This is a genomic window from Paenibacillus sp. sgz302148 (assembly GCF_056120465.1).
This window is the reverse complement of record NZ_JBVYOJ010000011.1, coordinates 191,405-213,770: the sequence shown is the minus strand read 5'-3', so window position 1 is coordinate 213,770 and position 22,366 is coordinate 191,405. Positions and strand designations below refer to the sequence as shown.

18 protein-coding genes are annotated in these 22,366 nt (G+C 56.1%); 1 reads left to right on the top strand and 17 read right to left on the bottom strand.

The features are described 5' to 3' along the window. Positions 1-2: 2 nt before the first annotated feature. The 12 genes from AC0LWM_RS18095 to AC0LWM_RS18040 form a co-directional block, all read right to left on the bottom strand. Positions 3-317 (bottom strand): hypothetical protein, encoded by a 315-nt coding sequence (locus tag AC0LWM_RS18095; protein ID WP_474676379.1) that lies wholly within the window; start codon positions 315-317, stop codon positions 3-5. Continuing rightward, the gene (locus AC0LWM_RS18090; RefSeq protein WP_474676378.1) at positions 314-586 is read right to left on the bottom strand and encodes a hypothetical protein; all 273 of its coding nucleotides are present in this window, start codon (positions 584-586) and stop codon (positions 314-316) included. Before AC0LWM_RS18090 ends, AC0LWM_RS18095 begins: the two co-directional genes overlap by 4 nt. 2 nt (positions 587-588) lie before the next feature. Then, positions 589-915 carry an alpha-helical endospore appendage domain-containing protein gene (locus AC0LWM_RS18085; protein ID WP_474676377.1) on the bottom strand — a complete coding sequence of 109 codons (327 nt, stop codon included), beginning with the start codon at positions 913-915 and terminating at the stop codon, positions 589-591. Positions 916-939: 24 nt separating this feature from the next. After that, on the bottom strand, positions 940-1,227 hold the full coding sequence (locus AC0LWM_RS18080; RefSeq protein WP_474676376.1) for a nucleoside-diphosphate sugar epimerase: 288 nt from the start codon (positions 1,225-1,227) through the stop codon (positions 940-942). A gap of 109 nt (positions 1,228-1,336) precedes the next feature. Continuing rightward, positions 1,337-2,710 carry a glycosyltransferase family 2 protein gene (locus AC0LWM_RS18075; protein WP_474676375.1) on the bottom strand — a complete coding sequence of 458 codons (1,374 nt, stop codon included), beginning with the start codon at positions 2,708-2,710 and terminating at the stop codon, positions 1,337-1,339. 5 nt (positions 2,711-2,715) lie between these two features. Continuing rightward, complete coding sequence (locus AC0LWM_RS18070; protein ID WP_474676374.1) at positions 2,716-2,862, bottom strand: hypothetical protein; 147 nt, start codon at positions 2,860-2,862, stop codon at positions 2,716-2,718. Beyond that, positions 2,852-3,574, bottom strand: coding sequence for a sugar phosphate nucleotidyltransferase (locus tag AC0LWM_RS18065; protein ID WP_474676373.1), 723 nt, complete (start codon positions 3,572-3,574; stop codon positions 2,852-2,854). Before AC0LWM_RS18065 ends, AC0LWM_RS18070 begins: the two co-directional genes overlap by 11 nt. An 84-nt stretch (positions 3,575-3,658) precedes the next feature. Then, the gene (locus AC0LWM_RS18060) at positions 3,659-3,991 is read right to left on the bottom strand and encodes a hypothetical protein (RefSeq protein ID WP_474676372.1); all 333 of its coding nucleotides are present in this window, start codon (positions 3,989-3,991) and stop codon (positions 3,659-3,661) included. A 9-nt stretch (positions 3,992-4,000) separates the two neighbouring features. Further along, on the bottom strand, positions 4,001-4,315 hold the full coding sequence (locus AC0LWM_RS18055; RefSeq protein WP_474676371.1) for a glycosyltransferase: 315 nt from the start codon (positions 4,313-4,315) through the stop codon (positions 4,001-4,003). A gap of 195 nt (positions 4,316-4,510) precedes the next feature. Next, positions 4,511-13,834: a WIAG-tail domain gene (locus AC0LWM_RS18050; RefSeq protein WP_474676370.1), complete on the bottom strand. Its 9,324-nt coding sequence runs from the start codon at positions 13,832-13,834 to the stop codon at positions 4,511-4,513. 144 nt (positions 13,835-13,978) lie between these two features. Then, entirely contained in the window at positions 13,979-16,060 is a 2,082-nt protein-coding gene (locus AC0LWM_RS18045) for an RCC1 domain-containing protein (RefSeq protein ID WP_474676369.1), read from the bottom strand. A gap of 87 nt (positions 16,061-16,147) precedes the next feature. Next, positions 16,148-17,350, bottom strand: a complete 1,203-nt coding sequence (locus AC0LWM_RS18040) for a glycosyltransferase family 4 protein (RefSeq protein WP_474676368.1) — start codon at positions 17,348-17,350, stop codon at positions 16,148-16,150. A gap of 194 nt (positions 17,351-17,544) precedes the next feature. Here AC0LWM_RS18040 and AC0LWM_RS18035 point away from each other — a divergent pair, with 194 nt between their 5' ends. Beyond that, positions 17,545-18,642 (top strand): YheC/YheD family endospore coat-associated protein, encoded by a 1,098-nt coding sequence (locus AC0LWM_RS18035; protein WP_474676367.1) that lies wholly within the window; start codon positions 17,545-17,547, stop codon positions 18,640-18,642. A gap of 140 nt (positions 18,643-18,782) precedes the next feature. Here the strand turns inward: AC0LWM_RS18035 and tenA are convergent, their stop codons facing one another. From tenA to AC0LWM_RS18010, 5 genes are read right to left on the bottom strand one after another with little or no spacing between them, the layout of a single operon-like run. Continuing rightward, the gene (tenA, locus tag AC0LWM_RS18030; protein WP_474676366.1) at positions 18,783-19,445 is read right to left on the bottom strand and encodes a thiaminase II; all 663 of its coding nucleotides are present in this window, start codon (positions 19,443-19,445) and stop codon (positions 18,783-18,785) included. Between the two features lie 5 nt (positions 19,446-19,450). Continuing rightward, positions 19,451-20,209, bottom strand: coding sequence for an ABC transporter ATP-binding protein (locus AC0LWM_RS18025; protein WP_474676365.1), 759 nt, complete (start codon positions 20,207-20,209; stop codon positions 19,451-19,453). Then, positions 20,209-20,982: an ABC transporter permease gene (locus tag AC0LWM_RS18020; protein WP_474676364.1), complete on the bottom strand. Its 774-nt coding sequence runs from the start codon at positions 20,980-20,982 to the stop codon at positions 20,209-20,211. The genes AC0LWM_RS18025 and AC0LWM_RS18020 overlap by 1 nt, the downstream gene beginning before the upstream one ends. Further along, positions 20,982-21,272 (bottom strand): thiamine-binding protein, encoded by a 291-nt coding sequence (locus AC0LWM_RS18015; protein WP_474676363.1) that lies wholly within the window; start codon positions 21,270-21,272, stop codon positions 20,982-20,984. Before AC0LWM_RS18015 ends, AC0LWM_RS18020 begins: the two co-directional genes overlap by 1 nt. Before the next feature lie 50 nt (positions 21,273-21,322). Further along, on the bottom strand, positions 21,323-22,354 hold the full coding sequence (locus AC0LWM_RS18010) for an ABC transporter substrate-binding protein (RefSeq protein ID WP_474676362.1): 1,032 nt from the start codon (positions 22,352-22,354) through the stop codon (positions 21,323-21,325). Positions 22,355-22,366 lie beyond the last annotated feature (12 nt).

Here is a 22,366-nt window from a genome sequence, read left to right as displayed (position 1 = left end):
AGCTATGGCTGTGCCACATAAGCATTCAAATGACCATCCTCGAACCCTTTGGCAAAGCCGGCATTGTAACCGTTATTGTATGTGGCGCGATACGGCCGGTTGTATCGTTTTGCCGTTTCCGGGCGTGCCGCGGTCCTTCTTTTGCGCAATTTACCGAAGATTGGCATTGCTTTTCGCAATTGCCGCTTCGGGCTTATTCTTTGCCCGGTTGCGCTTCCTGGGGGCATAGGACGTTTTTTGACGGAAAGAGCTTGGGGTCGCCCCGATGCTTGAAGCAGGCGCGGAGCCTTCGTTTTTCGAAGTCGCAGACGATTCATGAAATCTTCCTCCTTCTGCGATTCACATTAAACCAGGGCTTGCTCGGCGTCCCTTTCTGCATATGACGTATTCGCATTCCCGTCAATTTGCGGGCGATGGCCAACTGATAATTGGTCATCACCCGAATGTTGTCGCGAAGCCTTACCGCCATCGGATCGGATTGCTCCGTTACGTCCGCAATCGACTCGATCATCCGGGCGATTGCCGTTTGGCTTCGGGCAACTGCGCTCAATATGTCCAGCTTGGCTTCATTTTCCCGATCGGTCATATTCATCCGCCTCTGTCACCCGCGTCTTCGCCGAGACCGCTCAACCCCGATTCTTCTCCGTCGTGTCCCAACACGACTTTTAAATACCGGGACATGCCGTTCTCAAGCTTGGTCAAGCCGTCAATCGTATCGAGAAGCTGATCGTGAATCGTCAGCGATTGGTCGATTTGCTCAGTATGGCTTTTGAATGAACGGTCGGATAAATGATTGACGAGCCAGTTGCGCGCTTTTTCCGTCTCAATCGCCTTGGCCTCCAAAATCATCGCGATATTGCGTTGAATTTTGGCTGCTGCGTCCAATATTTGCATATAAGCATGCTCTCTGCTCACCCTCGTTTCCCTCCCTAACCCCGGTTACTCTTCGTCTACTTCTCCCATCTCTTTTATCACATGTCCAACCGTATCCGCCATCGCTTCTTCCAGTTCTGCAATACAGTTTAAATAAGCAACGAGGCTTTTCGTAATATTGCCGGATTTTTCGATGACGCCTTCTATCCCATCGAACCCGAGCTTCGAATCCGGCAAAGCATGAATAATATTCGACATACGAACGGCAATTTGCCGGTTCGCTTCAAGAATTCGAGCCATCTCGAGATGGGATTTCGCCATATGCGTAATGATTTCCGTCACTTTGCGCTGCATCGATGCTTCCTCCCGGACAATAGCGTAATCTCGGTTGTTCTACAGCATATGCAAGCCGCCCGGCCGTGCAACGGGGCAATCGCCCAACTGGCCGCCGGCTTGCGGATCGTTACCATTTGGAATCCGGAAGAACGACCGGAGGAACAATGATGGGATTGCCCTCGGCGAGCGTATTTTTCACTTCGTCGCTTAGCATCAAGGTTTGATCCCACTTCAGCGGCCAAGCCGTCTTCGCTCTTGCCCCGACGAACCGGTGCAAGCGTCCGCCCGCGAATTGGTATACCGATCCATCCGACCCTCGATAAAGCCGTCCTTCGACCGCATAGTCCGGTCCGTTCGGCACATTGACCGTATTCCATATCGCGGTAACTTGTTCCGCGGACACGGGTTCGCCGATCGGCCATTGCTGCAGGTCGACAAGCGACATCCGGACGGCCGGAAGGCGCAGCTCGCCTCGAACCGGACAACGTACGCCACCTTCGATCCAATAGACGTTCGTACCCGGACCCCGGGCTACGAAACGGGTCGGGTAAAAATCTTTGGATTGCCGCCGCGTTTCGCCGGCCTTAGCCGCTTCGGCGCCGGTCAACCGCAAATGACCCTGTAGCACTTCGGGGGTTTGCCATTTATCCGCATAGAACCGCTTGTTCTTCGCGGTCCATCGGGCAAACCTTTTACCGAATGCGCGTATGCTGACACTGCCATAGTGGTGGATGAACGTATCCCGAGCTATCCGAAGCTCGTAGCCAAGCATTCTGACGCGTACGTTCAAATCGTCATCTTCATAATTTCCGTACTCGTACCCTTCATCCAAATACCCGACCCGTAGAAACACTTCTCTCGGCATGAGCATGCAGAAGCCTATCACGCGATCGGCAGTCTCCCACAAATTCGGATCGGAACGATTGAAGTTTTCCGCAAAGCGGTGCATCTTAGCAATCGACCGGTAATTGACCGCAATGCGCTGCTTGCCGCTGCTTCTGTTCGTCACGGGACCGACGATGCCGATCGCCGGATTGCTGTTCAGGCAGGCGAGCATATTGTCCAGCCAACGATGCGTTACGATAACGTCGTTGTTCAATAAAAGCAGCGTACTGCCTTTCGCCATCATCAGACCTTGATTGATCGCCCCGGCAAAACCTCTGTTCTTCTTGTTGATCCAGTATCGGATCGACCTGCCTTGCTTCTGCAAATACTCCCGCGTTCCGTCCGTCGAGCCGTTATCCACGACGATAATCTCATATGGCAGCGAGGTATGGGCCCGAATGCTATTGATGCATTGTATCAAGTATTTCTTCTTGTTAAACGTCGGAATGATGATACTGGTGACATTCAGTTGCTCGCCGAGTCGAACCGTTCCCTCCTGGAAGCCCGCCGCATACCCCTTGGCGTAACCGATCTGGTAGCCACGGTCTGCGCGAACGTTTCGTTTGGGGCGGACCAATCGCCGCCTTCTAAGGGGCAGCTCCCTTATGATAGCCATCTCATTCATCCTCCCCAGGCGTTGGAACGAATGTCCCTCCGCTTCGCCGTAGTTTTCATCGGTTGTGCCGCCGACGCGCCTTCCGTATCGTTATTTCGCTTGATTACGCTGGTCTTTAACCAAGCGACGATAATAGCCGTCTTATTGCTCATCCTCCTGCAGCATCCGCCCCGCTTCGCGAAGCGTCCGGAACGTACCCGCATCCGTCCACCAACCCGACAGCATACTATGGTGCAGACGGCCTTCCTGCGCATAAACATTATTTACGTCGGTGATCTCGAGTTCACCGCGCGCCGAAGGAGTGATTCGCCGTATGACGTCAAACACGCCGTAGTCGTACATGTAAATCCCGGTGACGCAGTAGTCCGATTGCGGATCAAGCGGCTTCTCTTCGATATGGCGGATGCTGGAATCGGCATGAAAAACGGGAACCCCGTATCGGCTCGGATCTTCTACCTGCTTAAGCAGTACGCGCGCTCCCCCGCCTTGACCGGCAAACTGCTTCACATACGGCTCGAGCGGGGCTTCGAACAAGTTGTCTCCAAGCAGGGCGACAAACGAGTCTCCCGGCTGTACGAAGCCTTCCGCAAGCGCTAGCGCTTGTGCGATTCCTCCGGCTTCCTCCTGAATCCGGTAAGTCATTTCGACGCCCCACGACTTGCCGCTCCCGAAAAAATCAATATATAAACCGGCCGAAAATTTGCCGGTAATGAGCAAAATATCGGTGATACCAGCCGATTTGAGCTTGTCGACGGCGTAATGAATCATCGGATACTTGCCGACAGGCAGCATATGCTTATTGATGTAGCTTGTCAGAGGGCGCAGTCGTGTCCCGTGCCCTCCTGCCAATAGGACTCCTTTCAAACGGATCGCTCCTTCCCGATATTCGGAATAACAATCATTATTTCTTGCGTAGAAAAATACGGATCGTAACCCGCGCATGTTTATTCATCGCGCGTTTTCGCTTGCCCTATCCCGTTTGCGTACAGTATCGCCCAAGTGTTGACGCGCTCCGCCTTGCATGCCGCGAGCGGTTCGGCAATAAGCGCCGTTGTATCGTTTCGCAGCCTTGATCATGACCGGAAATGTACGAAACCTACTCCTGCGAGGCCATGAACCCATGCCGTCCACTCGATTCAACGCTTGGCACGAAGGATTTAACCCAAGGCGGAATGCCGGAATCGCATCGCTTCTCCCCCCTTCGCAGGCGGCGGACAGCAGCCCGGGGTTTGCGTTTCGCCTGCCGGCTTTAGACGGAGTTCGTCTCGCCAACCGTTTCATGAGATCACCTCACGTTATCCCGTTTTCGGTTAAGTCCGTTGCTTTTTGCGTTCCGATCGACGTATTGAACAAGTAATCGATCGACTCCAGATGATCGCCGACAAGCTCGCGCGATCCGTCGGTCGAACCGTTCGCGACGACGATCAGCTCTGCTCCCGGATCGACGCGGCTCGCTTCATGCAAAACGCCGACGATCATCCTTCGTTCGTTCATAACGGGAATAACGATCGAAACTTTCATACTCGCACTGGCTTCGGGAAGTCCGGCAGGCAGACCGTTGCCGCCCTGAAGCGGTGATCTGAATTTCCGTTTCAGTTTCGGCACGCGCCCACCTCGCCTTTCTTTTTAAACACATTGTATGTATCCATGTCTTATACGCAACGGCACATGTCATCTATCGCGCGACGTACACCCGGAAACACGGCAAAAAGGCGCAGCTTGTGCAAGCTGCGCCCGATCGGATCGCCGGATGAACCGAAAGGCAAATAGGTGTTAACGGAAATCTTTACGTTATACGCTTTATGCTTTGCGCCCGATGGCGATCCAGTTGATGAACCCGGACGGATGCGGACTGAATTTTGCCCGAACGATATCGATGGTCGCCTCCGATGCCGTTTTTTCCCGAAGTACGGCGTAGCAGGATGCATGGTTCGTCATTGCCACGATAACATATTGATCGTCCGCGAACGGTTCGCCTAATGCAACGGCAATGCTCACCTTCTCCTCATGATCGGAGAAATGGAAAGGTACAATGCCGAACTGCTGAACGGTTGCGGGTTGGCCGCTGCTTGCCTGAATCGGCGTAAACGCCAGCTTCTGCTCCGTAACCGAAGCATCCGCCAAATGCTGTTCACGGACCGCGCCTTGCTGCAGGTGATCACTTTGGACGGCTCCGTGCTTCAAATGCCTCGACTCAACGGCATTCGCAGACAACTTCTCGCCGGTCACCGCTTCGTTCGCCAGCTTCTCCGCCGTTACGGCATGATCCTGCAGCAGCGTTTTGGAAATCGCATGCTCCTGGATGTGTTCGGTCCGAATCGCCTGCTTGCGCAACTGCTCGGAGCCGATCGTAACCCCGTTGAAATGCTCCAGCTGCAGGGCGCCTTTCTCCAGATGCACAGGACCGATCGAGCCCGGCATAATGTGGCTGCCGTTAATCGCTTTACCCCGAATATGGAAGCTATCGATCGCGCCGTTGGCGATGATGGATTCAGTAACGGACGAAGGCGCAAGTTTCTCGGTTGTTACCGATTCATCCGCGAGATGCATGTCGGTCACGGCGAAGTTGCGGATGTGCTCGCTTCCGACCGATTGCGCCCGGATGTGGGCCCCTCCGATCGATCCTTCGGCAATATGGCCGGATCCGATCGAACGTCGCGTTACATGCTCCGACAGGATCGATTCCGGGTGAATATGGCTGGCGGTAACCGAATGTTCCGCAAGATGCGCCGCAGCTACCGCGCCTTCGGTCAAATGCTCCCGATGAATGCTCGCGGCGGCCAGCTTGCCGCCCGTGACCGCTCTATCGGCGATGGCCGGCGTTGTTACCGACGACTCGCTAAAATGCCTGCCGGAGATCGCCTGGTCTTGCAGATGCTCTGCACCGATGCTTCGCTCGGCGATCTGCTCTTCGCCTACGCTGCCTCCGCCCAAATGCTGCATGCCGATGGCTTGTGGCGCGATATGGCTGCCGTCGACGGCATGGAATGCCAAATGCTCGCCTTGGACGGAGTGACCGCCCAATTTGTTTGCCGTAACGGCCCCGTCCTGCAGATGAAACTCGGAAATCGCGCCCGCTTGCATGTGCTCCGAACCGACGGCTTGCGGGGCGATATGCCTTGTATCGACTGCCGATGCGGCGAGATGATCGCCTTGAACCGATCCCCAGCCAAGCTTCTCGCTCGTAATGGAGCCTTCCGCCAAGTGCGCGGAGCCTATAGAGCCGATACGCAGTTTGTCTCCGTTTATGCTGTCCGGTGCAAGCTGCTCGCCGGTAAAGGTTCCGGGCTCAAGATGTCTGGCATTCAAGGAACCGGCGCGCACATGGCTGCCGTCAACGGCGCCGTGGCGAATATGAATGCTGTCGACAGACTGGACGCCCAATTTGTCGCTTGTCACAGACGACATTGCCAGCTTGTCGTTCGTCACGGTCCCTTCCGCCAGATGCTCTTCCGTTACCGATCCGATACGCAGATGCTCGCCGCCGATCGACTGCGCTTGAATATGAGCGTTCAGCACGGAGCCTTCCGCCAAGTGCCGCGAAGTGACGTTGCCTTCGGCCAAATGTCCGGAATGTATGGCGCCTTGTTGAATATGACGCGCCGATACGCTGTCGTTCTGCAAATGCCTGGCTTCAATCGCGTCGTCCGTCAGGCAATCGCCCGCAATGACTCCGGCGGCCAGCTTCTCCGCCGTCACCGCTCCGTTCTGCAGCTGTTCCGTCCCGATCGCCTGCTCGCGAATGTGCCCGCTTTCGATGCTGTTCCATTCGATCTGACTTCCGGCAAACGTACCCGGCTCAAAATGCAGCGAGCTTAGCGATCCCGGACGAATGTGGATGCCGTCGACGGCGCCTTGCGCAATATGCGTGCCGTTGACGGCGCCATCGGCCAGCCTGTCGGACGTTACGGCATGAACCGCCAGCTTCTCCGTTCCGATGGAGCCTTCCTGAATATGGTCGGCAGTGACGGAGTCTGCCCGGAGATGAGTGCCGCCAACCGACGATTCCGCCAGTTTCTCCGCGGTTACGGCGCCTTGTGCCAGCTTTCTCGTCGTGACCGCTTCTTCGCTCAAATGCAGGTCGTGGATCGAGAAGTTGCGAATATGCTCGCCGCCGACGGATTCCTGGCGCAGATGTGCAGACCATATGGCGCCTTCCGCGAGATGCACGTCGTGGACGGCTCCTTGGCGAAGATGTTCCGTTCCGACGGCATCCGGCTGAATGTGCTGCGATCCGATCGAGCCTTCCGCGAGATGCACGTCGTGGACGGCTCCTTGGCGGAGGTGTTCCGTTCCGACGGCATCCGGCTGAATATGCTGCGATCCGATCGAGCCTTCCGCGAGATGTACGTCGTGGACGGCTCCTTGGCGGAGGTGTTCCGTTCCGACGGCATCCGATTGAATATGCTGCGATCCGATCGCGCCTTCCGCGAGATGCACGTCGTGGACGGCTCCGTGGCGAAGATGTTCCGTTCCGACGGCATCCGGCTGAATATGCTGCGATCCGATCGAGCCTTCCGCGAGATGTACGTCGTGGACGGCTCCTTGGCGGAGGTGTTCCGTTCCGACGGCATCCGGCTGAATGTGCTGCGACCCGATCGCGCCTTCCGCGAGATGAACGTCGTGGACGGCTCCTTGGCGGAGGTGTTCCGTTCCGACGGCATCCGATTGAATGTGCTGCGATCCGATCGCGCCTTCCGCCAGCTTCTGCGCCGTAATCGCGCCTTCGTTCAGCAACTGCGATTCGATGCAGCCCGGTGCCAGCTTCTCGGCCGTGATGGCGCCGTCGGCGATCGCCGACGTGGTGACGGCCTGCTCGGCGAGATGCCAGCGCTCGATGGCGCCGATACGCAGCTTGTCGCTGCCGATGCTGTGTTGGGCGAGCTTCTCCGTGCCGATGCTGCCATCCGTTATGTGCTCCGACGTGATGGCGAAAGCCCGGATATGCTCGCCGCTGACCGTGCCTTTCGCGAGCTGCGCTTCACCGACGGCTCCGTCCGCCAGCTTCGCCGAAGTTACGGCGCCATCCTGGAGCAGCATCGTGACGATCGCTTGCTCTTGAATGTGCTTGCCGCTAACGGATGCTTCGCTCAAGTGCCCGGAAACAATCGCTTCGCTGGCGATATGCTCGCTGAATACCGAGCCGGAACCTAGCTTATCGCTTGTTACCGAACCGCCGGCCAAGTGCTCGCTGTTAACCGCGGCCGGCTGGAGCTTGCTGCCGCCGATGCTGCCGTCCGCCAAATGCCCGTTTCCGATCGAACCGCTTTCGATATGAACCCCGTTGATCACGCCGGGACGAATATGAATCGCGTCGATGGCGCTAGCCCGAATGTGGTTGCCGTCGATCGTTTCCGCCGCTATGGCGTCCGCAGTAACGGCTTCGGCAGCCAGCTTGCCGCCGGTCACCGCACCGTCGGCCAGGTGCTCGCTGTTTACCGCCGCTTCGCCGAGCTGTGCGCCCCCAACCGCACGTTCGGACAAATGCGCCGCCGTAACGACACCCTCCCCAAGCTGCTCCTTGCCAATCGCCTTCTCGGCCAGATGCCATGAATGGATCGCTTCGAATCGAATGTGCGAGCTATTGACGGCTTCGGCCGCGAGGTGCTCCGCGTTTACCGATTCCGGTGCGAGCTGCTCGCTTCCTACGCTGCCGGGCGCCAGCTTCTCGGCCGTCACAGAACGATCGGCCAGCGTTTCCGACGATACCGACGCCGCGCTTAGGTGCCGACCTTCCACGGCTTGATCCCGGAGATGCGCGCCTTCGACGCTCCCTTCCGCAAGCTTCTCAGCCGTTACGGAACGGTCGGCTAGCGTTTCCGACGATACCGATGCCGCGCTCAAGTGCCGGCCTTCCACGGCTTGATCCCGGAGATGCGCGCCTTCGACGCTACCTTCCGCAAGCTTCTCGGCCGTCACGGAACGGTCGGCGAGCGTCTCCGACGACACCGACGCCGCGCTCAGGTGCCGGCTTTCTACGGCTTGATCCCGGAGATGCGCGCCGTCGACACTTCCTTCCGCAAGATGATCCGCGCCGATCGCGGCGTTGCTCACATGCCCGGCACGAATGGCGCCGGAACGGATATGGCTTTCGTCAATCGACTCCGGTTCCAGATGACGCCCGGCAACGATGCCGTCCGTCAGATGCTTTGCCGACACGGAGCCGTCCGCCAGTTTGTCGCCGGTGATGGCCCCATCGCGCAGCATTTGCGTGCCAACGATATTCTGCTGCAGGTGCTCCGCGCCGATCGATTGCTCCTTGACATGAATGGATACGATGCTTCGTTCCCCGATATGATGCGACTTGATCGCTCCGTATTCGACATGAACGCCTTGTATCGCATCCGCCTTCAAATGCCGTCCTTCCAGCTGGCCGTCAGCCAGCTTGCTTGCCGTCACGCTGCCGTCTTCCAGCTTCTCCGACGTGACCGCTCCGTTCTGCAAAGCCGAGCTGCTTACGGCGTTCGCCGTCAATTGCTCCGGCCCGACGGACTGCTCCTGCAAATGCCGTCTTCCCACTGCGCCTTCGCCGATATGCGACGAACCGACCGACTCCGGCGCCAGATGGCCGGCTCCGATCGCATTCGTGCGGATGTGCACGCCGCCGACGGCATCAGCTGCAATTTTATCCGGCGTTACCGCAGACAAAGCCAGCTTCTCCTGCGTCACCGCACCGGCTTGAAGGACTCTGGCGCTGACTGAGCCTTCCTGCAAATGTTCGGCGGAGATGGCCCCCGGCTGCAGCTTGCTGCCGTCGATGCTGTCATCGGCGAGATGATCGGCCGTAAAAGTACCCGGCGCCAAATGGTGCGCGGTGACGGATCCTTTTTTGATATGGTAGCCTTGAATCGTCTCGAATTTGATATGCTTGCCGGCAACGACTTCCGGCGCCAGCTTGTCGCCGCTCACCGCTCCGGTCGCGAGCTTCTCTGTCGTTACCGCCAAGTCCTGCAGCGCCCCGCTCGACACCGAGTTCATCTGCATATGGCTGGCGGCGACGGTCCCCGGCTGGAGGTGTCGCGTACCTATGGCTTGCTCGGAGATGTGCGTGTCGGCGACGCTATGCGAAGATAATTTGTCAGCCGTTATGGCCCCCGAACGAATATGTGACGTATTGACGGCGTCCGGCTGCAAGCGGCTGCCGCTTACGCTGCGCTCGGCTAGTTTATCCTCGGTCACGATGTTCGGCTGAAGCATGGCGGAGGTGACGCTTTGCTCGCGAATTTGTTTTTCGCCGACAGCGTGTTCCGCAATATGCTCCATCTGCACCAAATCCGCCGTCAAGTGTCTGGATTCGATCGAGCCCGGCCGTATTTTCTCGCCGCTTACCGACAGCTCTGCCAGGTGTTCGCCGGAAACGGACTTCTCCTGCAGCTTGCCGCCGCTAACGCTCCGTTCCGCCAGTTGGTGCTCGGTGACAGACTGCGCATCGAGATGATAAGCCCGCACGGAGCTTTCCTGAAGATGTACGCCTTGCACCGATTCGGCCTTCAGATGGTGCCCGGCAATGGAGTCCGGCGCGATCTTCTCGGCGACGACGGCGCCGTTCGCGATTTTGTCGGTGACCACGCTGCCGGGCTGAAGCATTTCTTTCGACACCGCTTCATCCTGGATATGATCGGCCGTGACGGCTTTATCGACGAGATGGTAGGCATGAACCGTATTTTCACGCAGTACATGCTCCGTTACGGCACCGATGGCGAAATGCTTTGTTTCGATTGCATGATTGGCGATTTTATCCGAAGTGATCGTCTGGTCGGCGATTTTTACGGCGGTGACCGCAAAATCGGCCAGCTTGTCGGTCGATACGCTTTCTTCGGATAGTTTCAACGAGGTTACCGCATGATTCGCCAGATGGTACGATTGGATTGCCCCTGCTTGAATATGCCGGTCGTTGATCGCATAAGGCGAAATTTTATCGCTCGTCACACTGAAATCGCTGATCATCTGCTCCTTCACGGCATCGCTGGCAATATGCTCGAACGTAATGATTCTCGGCTTCAGATGCCGCGATTCAACCGCGCCGGTCGCAATCGCCTCTTCCGTCACGGCGCCTTCGGCGATATGCTCGCTCAGTACGGCTCCAAGCTGCAGCTTGTCGGCACCAACCGCTCCGTCCGACAGATGGTTCGACGTGACGGACCCGGCGGCCAGCTTCTCCGCCGTGACGCTGCCGTCCGACAAATGTTCTTCGGCGACGGACGATGGCACCAAGTGCCGGGACTCCACTGCACCTTCCGCAATTTGCGCCGACCCTACCGCGGAAGGAGCGATATGGCCGGTGCCGATGATACCGTCCGCCAAATGCTCCGCGGACACGGAGCCTTCTTGCAGATGCTGCGCGCCAATCGACCGTTCGACCAGATGCTCGGACGCTACCGTCTGCTCCTGAAGCTTGCTCCGGCTAATGCTTCCGTCGGCCAAATGCCGCTCCTCCACCGCTCCGCCTGCGAGGTGGCCGCCGTGTACGATCCCTTCACGCAGATGGCCGCTGTCGATCGCTCCTTGGCGGAGATGCTCGCCGGAAACGGCCTGCTCCGCCAGCTTCGCCCCGCTGACGGCTCCGTCCTGAAGCTTCAGCTCCGTAATCGAGCCGTTCTGGAGCATGTCGCTAACGATGGCCAAATCTTGAATATGTTCGGAGGTCAATACTTTGCCATGCAAATGCCGGGCATGAATCGAGCCTTCCTGCAGCGCATGTTCGTTTACGGCTCCTTTAGCCAGATGGCCGGCGTCGATCGTGCCTAGCGCGATTTTATCCGCCGTAACGACTCGGTCGGCCAGCTTGCCGGACGTCACCGCAAAGTCGGCCAGCTTGTCGGTCGCCACGCTTTCCGGCGACAGCTGCAGCGATGTAATGGCATGCTCGGCAACATGGGACGACTGGATTGCGCCTGCGCGAATATGACGCTCCTCCACCGCTTCAGCCGCGATCTTGCCGGCGGTCACGCTGCCGTCCATCAGCATCTCTTCTTCGACCGCGCCGGCCTTGATATGCTCAGGACCAATGATATCCGGCTTCAGGTGCCGGGCATCCACCGCCTGATCGCGGATCGATCTCTCCGTAACCGACTGTTCGGACAAATGCTCGCTCAGTACGGCGTTGTCATTGATTTTGGCTGCCGTAACACTATGATCGCCGAGCTTCTCGGCCGTCACCGAGCCATCCACCAGCTTGTCGGTTCCTACGCTGATCGGTGCAAGCTTCATGCCGTTGATCGAAGCCTCTGCAAAGTGCCGAGTCGTGACCGATCCGGGAGCAAGGTGCTGGCCGCCGATGGATTCCAGCGCAATTTTGTCCGACGTAATGCCGCCGTCCCGCACCAGCGCGGTCGTGATCGATTGCGCTTGAATATGCCGGGTCGCCACCGCCTTATCGGCCAAATGCTCGGCAAGGACGGCATGCTCTCCGATCTTCTCGCTCGTAATCGCCGACTTGGAAATATGCCGAACGAGTACCGCTTCATCGGCGATTTTTTGCGGGACGATGCTTTGATCGGCAATCTTGGAAGCGGTGACCGCATGATCGACCAGCTTGGCGGTCGTGACGGCTTGATCGCTCAGCTTAAGCGAGGTGACGGCGCGATCGGCCAAATGCTTCGTCACAATATCCTCGTCGCCGATATGATACTGCTTGATCGACTTCGGCTGGAGTTTTGTGGAACCGATGACGTTGTCGGCCAGCTTGTCGGCCGTGACGGAATGATCGGCCAAATGCTTCGTGCCGATGACTCCGGGCGCCAAATGCTCTTGCTTCACATGCTCTTTGGCGATGTGATGGCCTTCGATCGATCCCGGAGCCAGATGCTCGCTTGCAAAAGCCCCTTGCTGCAAATGCTTCGGTCCGATGCTCGATTCGGCAATTTTGTCCGACGTAACGGCTTGCTCGCGCAATTTTTCCGTAGTTACGGCCCCGTCATCCAGCTTGGAAGTATCGATGATGTAGTTGGCCAGATTTTCGGAATGAATCGCCCCGCTCTTGATTTTCTCCGACGTGATCGCCTGATCTTGAATGAGATTGGAAGTGATGATCAGATCGTTCAAATGCTTGGCCTGAATCGATTTTTCGGCGATTTTCATCGAGTCGATCGTTTTGTCGGCCAGCTTATCCGACGTGATACTATTATCTTTCAGTTTTTCTCCGGTGATGGACCGGTCGCGGATTTTGCTTCCCGATATTGCGTTTCGAGTCAGATGCTCGGACGTGATCGACTCGGGTGCGATTTTTGCCGAGGTGACCGCTCCGTCGGCCAGCTTGTTTCGATCGACCGCGTAATCCGTGATCGCCGCCGTCACCACGCTTTCCGGTTTCAGCTTGGAACCGTCGATTCCGTGCGGGGCGATCTTCTCGTTTGTTATGGCTCCATCCGCGATATCGTCGGTGTAAATAAACGGAATGTTCTTGTTCGGTTTTTTGCGTTCCAAAATAACGATCGAAGGCGAAACGTTCGGTTCCACGGCTGTCGTCTGCTGCTCCGTCTTCGAATCGGCGAAAAAACGCAATTCTTCCTCCAAGATATCCTCTTCCGCATGCTCGCGGCCTTGTTCCTGATTGGTTCCGGATTCATTCGTATCCCGAGCCGCTTCACGATTCCCGGAAATCTCCCCTTCCGATTGAACGATAGGTTCCTCAAAATCCGGTTCATCTTGCAGCGCACCCGCCCCGTCGCTTACCGCAAAAAATATTTCGGCTTCAGCCAGTTCATCGGCATCTGTGACAATAGCCGCATTGAATTCCTCTTGCCCCTGCTCCGGTGGAGTCGATTCATCCGAAAGACGAGCTTCGGGACGTGCTTCTGGATCTTTGTTCGGCTGCTCCCCGGATTGCGTTCCGGATACTCGACCGGTCTCGTTCATAGCAGTCTGCTCCGTACGATTCGGCGCAGCCTGACCGCTAGCCTGGCCTCCATCCTCGTTTTTGGAAGGTTTAGCCGCAGTGACCGGCGGTTCCTCCAAGACGACCGCTCTTATGTTTGCGCTCTTATCCGCTGGGGTATTCTCGTTCGTTTTTCCCGTTTTTTTCTGATCTTTTATTTCATCCAGCCAGCTGAGTTCCATCGCATTCGGATTATCCACGATAAATAGCGGCTTCCGTTGTTTTCCCGTTCGCGCCTTCTTCTTCATAACGTTCTCCTTCCCTGCAAAAAAGTAGTCATTTGTAACATATGCATTGACCTGGGCGGCGGCTACTGTCTAGGGAAGCGGCGCTTGACAAAAAAAAGCCCTTCGGGAAGATTAAACTCCACGAAAGGCCTAACGGATCAAGTGTTATTCGCTGTACAAAGGTTCGATGAGCTGCAGCAGCATGAGGAGCTTATCGTAGTCCAGCGGCTCTTCCGGTTCTTCGCCGGGTTCGCCCGGCATTTCATCCTCTCCGAATCTTAAGTTCGATACATCGAGTGCCGTCAATCTGACAACGTCATCAATGGAAAATTTGCCGTTATGGTTCAAGTCCAGCAGCTTCAAAGGAATGATCGGCTGCTCCGTTTCCTGGTTCGTCGTTTCGTCGCTGGCCCAAACGGCTTCTTCCAGAACGGTTACGGTTGTGCCTTCGCCCGAATCCGGCAGCGGTGTAGTTAACTTGAGAATGACTGTGCGCCGCTCTTCGTCGTTGTCGTCGTATGAAGCCGACTGTACTCCGACTTCCCCGTCCATGACGACGAAATGTTCCGGATTCAGCTCGATTCCGGTATCCAGCGGCTTCTCAAAGCGGATGCGGATCTTCGTTCCGGCCACGTTCGCAAAAGCCCACTCCGCGTTAAGATATCCCTCTGATTCGTCTTTCGCGAGTACCAGCACGTTGAACTCCAGCGTTTGAGCCGCTGGCCCTTTTTGGATCGTAGCCGTCAGCTTTACATCCACGTCCTCGTCTCCCACGGCAGGCCGGTTGACGGTACCGTCAATTCCCACCACGTCCGGATTGGACGACGTCCAAGAAATTGAAGTGCCGCTTTCGCCCGCGACTGGCAGCTTCAAATTTGAAGTTACCGTTTCCGAGGAATTATTGCCCAGCTTGATCGTCTCCCAAGTTAATTCCGAGGCGACCGCGGCCACATCAAAAATATGATCTATCGGATTCATCGATTCGTTTGCGGGTTTCCTGCCTAACCCGAGCTGGCCGTGGTCGTTTTTGCCGGCAACAAAAATGCGTCCGTCAGCGGTTAGCATATACATGCTTTCTCCACCGCTTACGATCTCGTTAACCCCCAAACCGGTTGTCGAGTTATCGGTCATTACGGCATCTAGATTGCCAAAATAAGTATGTCCCGTGAATCCGACCGCCGACCCGTCAAAGACCATGCTCAGCGTGCCTCCGGCGGCGATTTTGGTAGCATGCTCTACGGGGGTTTTGACCGTCGAACCGCCTACGATCGTCATCTTGTTCATTTTCAGCGGCATCGCGCTATAAGTTGCGCCTGTCACGGTAGTCGCCCCTAGCTGACCTGCATCGTTATTTCCCCAGCCCCATACGGATTGTTCGGAACCCGTCTCCGCCATGATCGTGACGACATGGTTGTCACCGGTAGAAATTGCTGTAATGAAACCGTTCAGGAGCGAATAGGGAACTTGGTTCGGAAAGAGTTTGTTCTCCGTCGTACCGTCGCCGAGCTGGCCCAAGTCATTTCTGCCCCACGTAAAAACAGAGCCGTCAGTCCGTAAACCAACGCTGAATTGGTTGCCCAAGCTGATCGACGTAAACCCGGACACGCCCGTCCCGCCGTTATTGATGACATCGACCGCATAAGCGGGCGACGGCGATTCTGCCGAATTGATCCCCAGCTGGCCGTATGCGTTGCCGCCCCACGCTTTGATCCAGCCGCCGTTCAGCAGCACGGCGGCGTGATCGTAACCGGCGGCAATCTGAACGACATCCGTGCCCAAAACTAATGGAGTACCCGCCGCATCGCCCTTGACCTGCACCGGATGATAGGTAGAATCCAACGTATCGTTACGATTCCCCAACTGATGTACGGAGTTGTCCCCCCATGCCCATACCGTTCCGTTCGTCATAAGCGCGACGGTAAAGTTCCCCCCGGCGGCGACCGATTTTGCTTCTAGACCGTCTACCGGGAATTCGACCTTCCGCGGCACCGTCTGGTCCTGCTCTCCCGTATAATAACCGAGCTGGCCTTTGTCGTTCGCTCCCCAAGTCCATACGGATTTGTCTTTGGCTCTGATCGCTGCGACGTGGTTTCCGCTCGCCGACATCATCGCAAACCGAACGTTCCCTCCGGACTGCCCGTATGCCCATACTGTATTTGAGCCGGATGTAAAAGAAATGGACCACGTAACCGCAACGGCTACTGCAAACAGCATTCGAAGAAGCGCCATGCTTCGTCTCGTTCTCACAACATTTGCCCCTTTCATGACACTCTGCGAAAATATCTCCTCATTCATCATGATGAGTATAAACGATGATTTGTCATGAAGTTGTCATCAGTTCACGATGACATTGTCACTTTTTTCGGACGGGCTTCCGTAAGCCGCTTCCTCGACACATCGCAACCAGCGTTCCGCCGTATGCCGCCACGTAAAATGGCTTTGCACCCGGCTGATGCTCTCCATCCCCATGCGCTGCCGCAACGCCGGATCGGAGAGCAGGGACAGCAGCCGGTTCGTCAGTTGCCGCCGCAGCCGCTTCCTATCGATGAGATAACCGGTCGCGCCGTTAACTACGATTTCCGGCATGCCCCCGGCACGGGAAGCGACGACCGGGACACCGCTCGCCATCGCTTCGACATTCACGAGACCGAACGCTTCGCGGGCGTACGAAGGGACAACCGCTATGTCGGCATACCGGAACCAATGGGGGATGCTGTCGTAGGGTACGTACGGCACAAACTTGACATGCCGGCGCATGGATGCTGCAAGACGATGCAGCATCCGCACATAACGCGTTTTCCTATGAGAGCCGTAAAATGCGCTGCCTACGATGACAAGCAAGGCGTCGGGATGCCGGGCGACAATGCGGGGCATGACGCGAAGCAGATGGTGGACGCCTTTCGTGCGAATCAGTCTGCCGACGTACAGGATGACCTTGCGGCCTGTCATGCGGGAGCCAAGCGATTCCGAGAAGGCTTGGCGCAGCGCTTCGCCTTCCGGCGTCCAGCGAGATACGAACTGCTCGGTATTGACCCCAAGGTGGTTGACGTACAACTTGCTTGCCGTTTCAGGAAACAAAGCCGTTACGTGATTGCGAAGATACTCGCTGTTGACGATAATCCGGTCCGCCGCCCGCAAACAATTTTGCAGTTTTCGCCGTCCGATAAGCGGCTTGGATATAAACGTCGTCGATTGCAGCGAAAGCCATATGCGGCTGCTCGGGTGTCTATTCCGCAAATATCGTACATAACGCGGCCGGTTCACCACCTCGATCACATCCGGCGCAATGTCGTGCAGCCTTCGGCTAATGCTGGACAAATAAGCGATTGTCGGCCTGGATGGGTAACGCTCGAAAACGGTGCCTTCGACGACTTCCGATGCCGCATACCCGGGGCTTGATTTGCCGAAAACAACCAGGTTGAGCCGATCCCGCATGAATGGAATCATCTGCTCGACCACTCGTTCCACGGAGCTGCTGTTCGCCGACGGAATCGGGAACGACCCCGGCGTTACGATGACTGCGGTTAATTTGCCCATATGCGCCCTCCTGTTCCCTCGTTCCGTTAGCATGTACAGCAACTGCCGGCCAGGTACCTTGCCGTTTGTATAGCAAATTAGACAAACATATACGTCACTCGTCCATACGGTAAACTTGCCGGCGACATAGCCTGTAGAAGACTTCAATGTTAGATCTTCGTACAGGAGCGAGTCCGAAGGAGTGATCGGCTATAATGAACGATATGAAGGCTGAACCTGCCTATATTGGAGTTATGGTGAATACCCCCGTCTTCCGAGGTATTCCGAGCGGGAAAACTTTTCATGAAGCGATCGAATTGTACGAGGAAGCTGCATCGCATTACGGCCTTAAGCCATGCTACTTCCGGCTGCAGGATATTCACCCGGAAAACGGGACCGTCCAGGCGTACGTCAAAGAACATTTCAGCTATATCAAACGCCGAATTCCGATTCCGCGGGTCATACACAATCGAGGTTTCCAGTCTCATCCGCGAACTAAAAAGTGGCTATCAAATCTTACGTCTCATGGCACAACGGTGTTCAATCCGCGGAACCGTTACGGGAAACTGTTCGTCCATCAGCTGCTCATGCGCAATCCGCTGCTCGTGCCGCATTTGCCGGAAACGGTGAAGGCCACGTCGTCCTCATTAAAGTTTATGATGCAGCGTTACGATTCGCTCATCCTAAAACCGAGCAGCGGCAGCGTTGGGCTCGGCATCCTGAAGCTCGACCGCAATTCTTACGGCTGGAGCGCCGCCCGATCCGTCGGCAGCACGCCGCCTCTTCCGCCTTTTCACGAAAAACGCATTCCGGCATGGCTGCGCCGCCGATTCGCCCAGCGGAATTATATCGTACAGCAGCGGATTCCTCTTGCGACATTCCAGGGACGTCCTTTCGACCTGCGCGTTTCGGTTCAACGCGACGGTACCGGCGAATGGCAAGTGACCGGCCTTGCCGGCAAGGCTGCAGCGCACAAAAAATTCGTCACGAACGTTGTCCGGGGCGGGACCGTTTATCCGCTCGATATGCTGCTCTCGAACTACCCCGAACTCGATCCGGATTTTGTGCGCCATCAGGTTGAGGCGCTGGCGCTTGCCGTCGTTTCCGAGCTCAGCCTCTATTTTCCCGAACTGGCCGATGTCGGCCTGGATATCGGGATTACAAGCGATGGGTTCCCGATGTTTATCGAGTGCAACGGGCGTGATTTGCGGTTAGTTTTCCGTGAGGGAGAAATGATGGACGTATGGAAATCCACGTTCCATAATCCGGTTGCTTACGCGAATTATTTGCTGCAGGGTCATGCAGACAGCTAGGTATCCGAAACAACGAAAAAAAACCGGCTGATTTCCGCAAATAACGGAAAACCACCGGTTTTGATTTTGCTCGCAAAACATGTTCAGCCGTACTTTTTTGAACGGAATCGTTCTTGCCGCACGCTATTTACGCATCCTGGTTACGCCGGCCATTGCTCCCGTCGGTACGCCATCTCCCAGAACATCAGCTCATAACGGCTGCTGATGACGAAATGTTCCTTCATTCGTTCGCGGTCGCCCTCGGAAACCTTCTCCGCAATTTCATCGAGACGGTTTATTTGCTCCTCGACCAATTCTTTGAACCAATCGGCATTGTACGCTGCGATCCATTCGCGGTAAATCTGCTGGTCCGGTACCCTGCCCTGAAACCTTCTGCCGATCTCATAATAGAGCCAATAACAAGGGAGAATGGCGGCGACCACATCGCCGATATGCCCGTTATGCGCGGCGCGATGCAAATGTGAAGTATATGCGTAAGCCGTAGGCGCCGGCTTGAAGCTCGCTTTTTCTTCTTCGGTAATATTCAGCAGCTTCATGAACTTCTCGTGCAAGCCAAGCTCGGCCTGGTATGTTCCTTGGACGTGAATCGCAAATCGGCTCGACGTATACAAGTCTTCCGCCTTTGCCGCCCCGATCGCTTGAATGCGTGCAAATTGCGATAAATAATATGCGTCCTGCATAACGTAAAACCGGAAGCATTCCAGCGGCAGCGTTCCGTCCGCAATGCCGGTCACGAACGGGTGGGCAAAGCTGGCTTCCCATGCCGCGTCCGCTTCCCGGCGGACAAGCTCGGAAAATTTCATCGAATTCACTCCTGTCGCATTAATCCGTAGATTTCTTGCTTCAATTGCAATAATTGCATATCAAGCATCGTTTCCTCTCCGCGCGGACGCGGCATGTTGACCTTAATTTCCCGCAATATGCGCGTCGGCTTCTGCGAGAGGATATAGATGCGATCCGACAAAAACAACGCTTCCTCGATGCTGTGCGTGATGAACAGCACGGAACGCCTGTTGCCCTCCCACAGCTTGAGCAGCCAGCGCTGCATGTCCATCCGTGTCAGCGCGTCAAGCGCGCCGAACGGCTCGTCGAGGCACATGACCTGCTGCGGGCTGAGCAAAGCCCGAAGGAAGGAAACGCGCTGCTGCATCCCGCCGGACAAGACGTGAGGATACTCGCGGGCATATTCCGCCAGCCCGATGTTGCCGAGCCATTCCTGCGCCTTCTTCCGGGCCTCCTGCTTGCTCACGCCGGCAACGATCATCGCCATCATGACGTTGTCCTCCACCGTGTACCACGGGAACAGCGAATGCTGCTGCGGCATATAGCTGATATGGCCTTTTTGGCCCGTCACGTCTTGGCCGTCGATCAGAACTCGCCCGGCGGACGGCGGAACGACGCCGCCGATCAGATGCAGCAGCGTGCTTTTGCCGCTTCCAGACGGTCCGATCAGCGACACAAATTCCCCTTCGTCGACATGCAGCGATATTTCGTCCAATACGGCGACCTCTCGTCCGCCCCCGTTGCGGAACGACTTGGCGATACCGTCCAATCGAAGCTTCTCCATTACGACAAATCGCTCCTTTGCATCGTTTTCCAGCGAATCACGCGCGATTCGATCCAAACGATCAGCCCGAATACGGTCAAGCTGAGGGCCACGATGACAAATACGGCGACGAATACCCGGTCGGCCCGAAAAGAAGTTTGCGACAGCTTCATATATAAGCCGATGCCTTTGCTTGCACCGAGCCATTCCGCGATAACGGCCCCCATGATGCTATAAGTCGCCGATATTTTCAACCCGGAGAAAATGTGCGGCATCGCTCCCGGCAACTCCAGCTTCATGAAGATATGCCTACGCGAGGCGCCGATCATCCGCATATAACCCAGCATGGTTCGATCCGCCTGCATAAGGCCGCTAAGCGTCGATACGGTAATCGGGAAAAATAGCATCAGCACGATGAGCACGATTTTCGGCAGGACGCCGAAGCCTAACCATACGACAAGCAGCGGTCCGAGCGTTAGGATCGGAATATTTTGCGAGATGATGAGCAGCGGATAAATCGCTTCCCGAAAGCCTTGAAACAAATGCAGCAAAACAGCCGCGGCAAACCCTACTGCGATGCTAAGCGCAAAGCCGGTCAGCGCAATGCCGAGCGATGCCTTCGTATGCTCCATGACGCGCGGGAAGCTCGCGATGCCTTCTTTCACAATATCGACCGGTCCCGGTAAAAACCACTTGTCGATGTTCCCCAGTTGAACGGCTGCCTGCCAAACTGTCAGTATGAGCAGGACAACCGCTACGGGTGCACCTATTTGATACAGTTTCCTTGCGGACATTAGCGATATTTCTCCGTCAGCTTGTCCATGGACGCGCCTTCCGGACGATAATAAATTTTCACCTGCGAAATGATGCTCGGGCAACCCATTTCCGTCATCGCTTCGTTCATTTGCTTTACGATGCCCAGCAGCTGGCCGAGCTCGCCTTCCATCGTCGTTTCGAGCGGGCTGACATGATAAGGAACGCCGGAGCGGTCGATGATCTCGATCGCTCGGTCTACGTAAGGGATAACGTCTTCGCCGTTCGGCGTTTTCGGAATAATCTGAATGCTAAGCAATGCGTTTGTCATGGATTATCACCTTTGTATACAAATTTGATAGAGATCCTTGCGGCATTCGGTTATTGCGGCAAAAATTCGTTCGTAAACGCCTTCTCCGCTTCCAGCGGCTTCTCCAGCAGCTTATGGTCAAGCATCCACTGCGCGTAATTTTGCCATCTTTCCACTTTTTGCTCGCCCCAGCGCGGCGCATCGTCCTTATATTTGGCGCTTAGCCATTGCTGGCTCGCGGCCACCAAATCTTTGTCCAAATCCGGCACTGCCGCGAGCAGCACGTCCGCCGCTTCTTTAGGCTGGTCGATCGCAAACTGATAACCTTTGGCCGTTGCAGCCATAAATGCTTTGACGAGATCTTTCTTCCCGGCGATCATCTTCTCGCTTGTAATGATCAGCGGGGTGTAGTAATCGAGCTTATCGGAATATTGGGTCAGGTAAATCATATCGATCGGTTCTTTGCGCAGCTCCGCCTGAATCCCCGTCCAGCCGTAAAAAATCCATTCGAAATCGATGTCTTTTTTCGTTGCAGCAAAAAAGTCAGCCGCTCCGGCGTTGACGAAGTTCACCTTCGAGGCGTCAGCGTTTTCGGTTTCCATGAGCGATTTGATCATTGCTTCTTCCACCGGCGATCCGAAGCTGCCGTAGGTTTTGCCTTCGAAGTCCTTCGGAGACTTGATGTTCTTACCGGTCGGCGCCGCAAAACCCGACGTATTGTGCTGGATAATCGCCGCGATCGAAACGACCGGAACGCCCTGGATGCGCGCTTGCGTAACGCCCTCCTGGAAGCTGATGCCGAAATCGGCATTGTTCGCGGCGACCATTTGATCCGCCGTTACGCCTTCGCCCGGCTGAATGATTTCAACGTCGAGTCCTTGCTCCTTGTAATAACCTTTGTCGCGCGCGACATACAACCCGGTATGGTTCGTATTCGGCGTCCAGTCGAGGACAACCTTGACATGCGTAAGCGGTTTGTCACCGCCGTTATCCGTTGATTGGTCCGCTGCTTTATCTGCGGAATCGCCGTTTTGGCCGCAACCGGCGGCTGCGATGGCAAACAATACAATCGCCAGCATCGTGTATAATCTTTTTCTGAACATTTTAGTAACTCT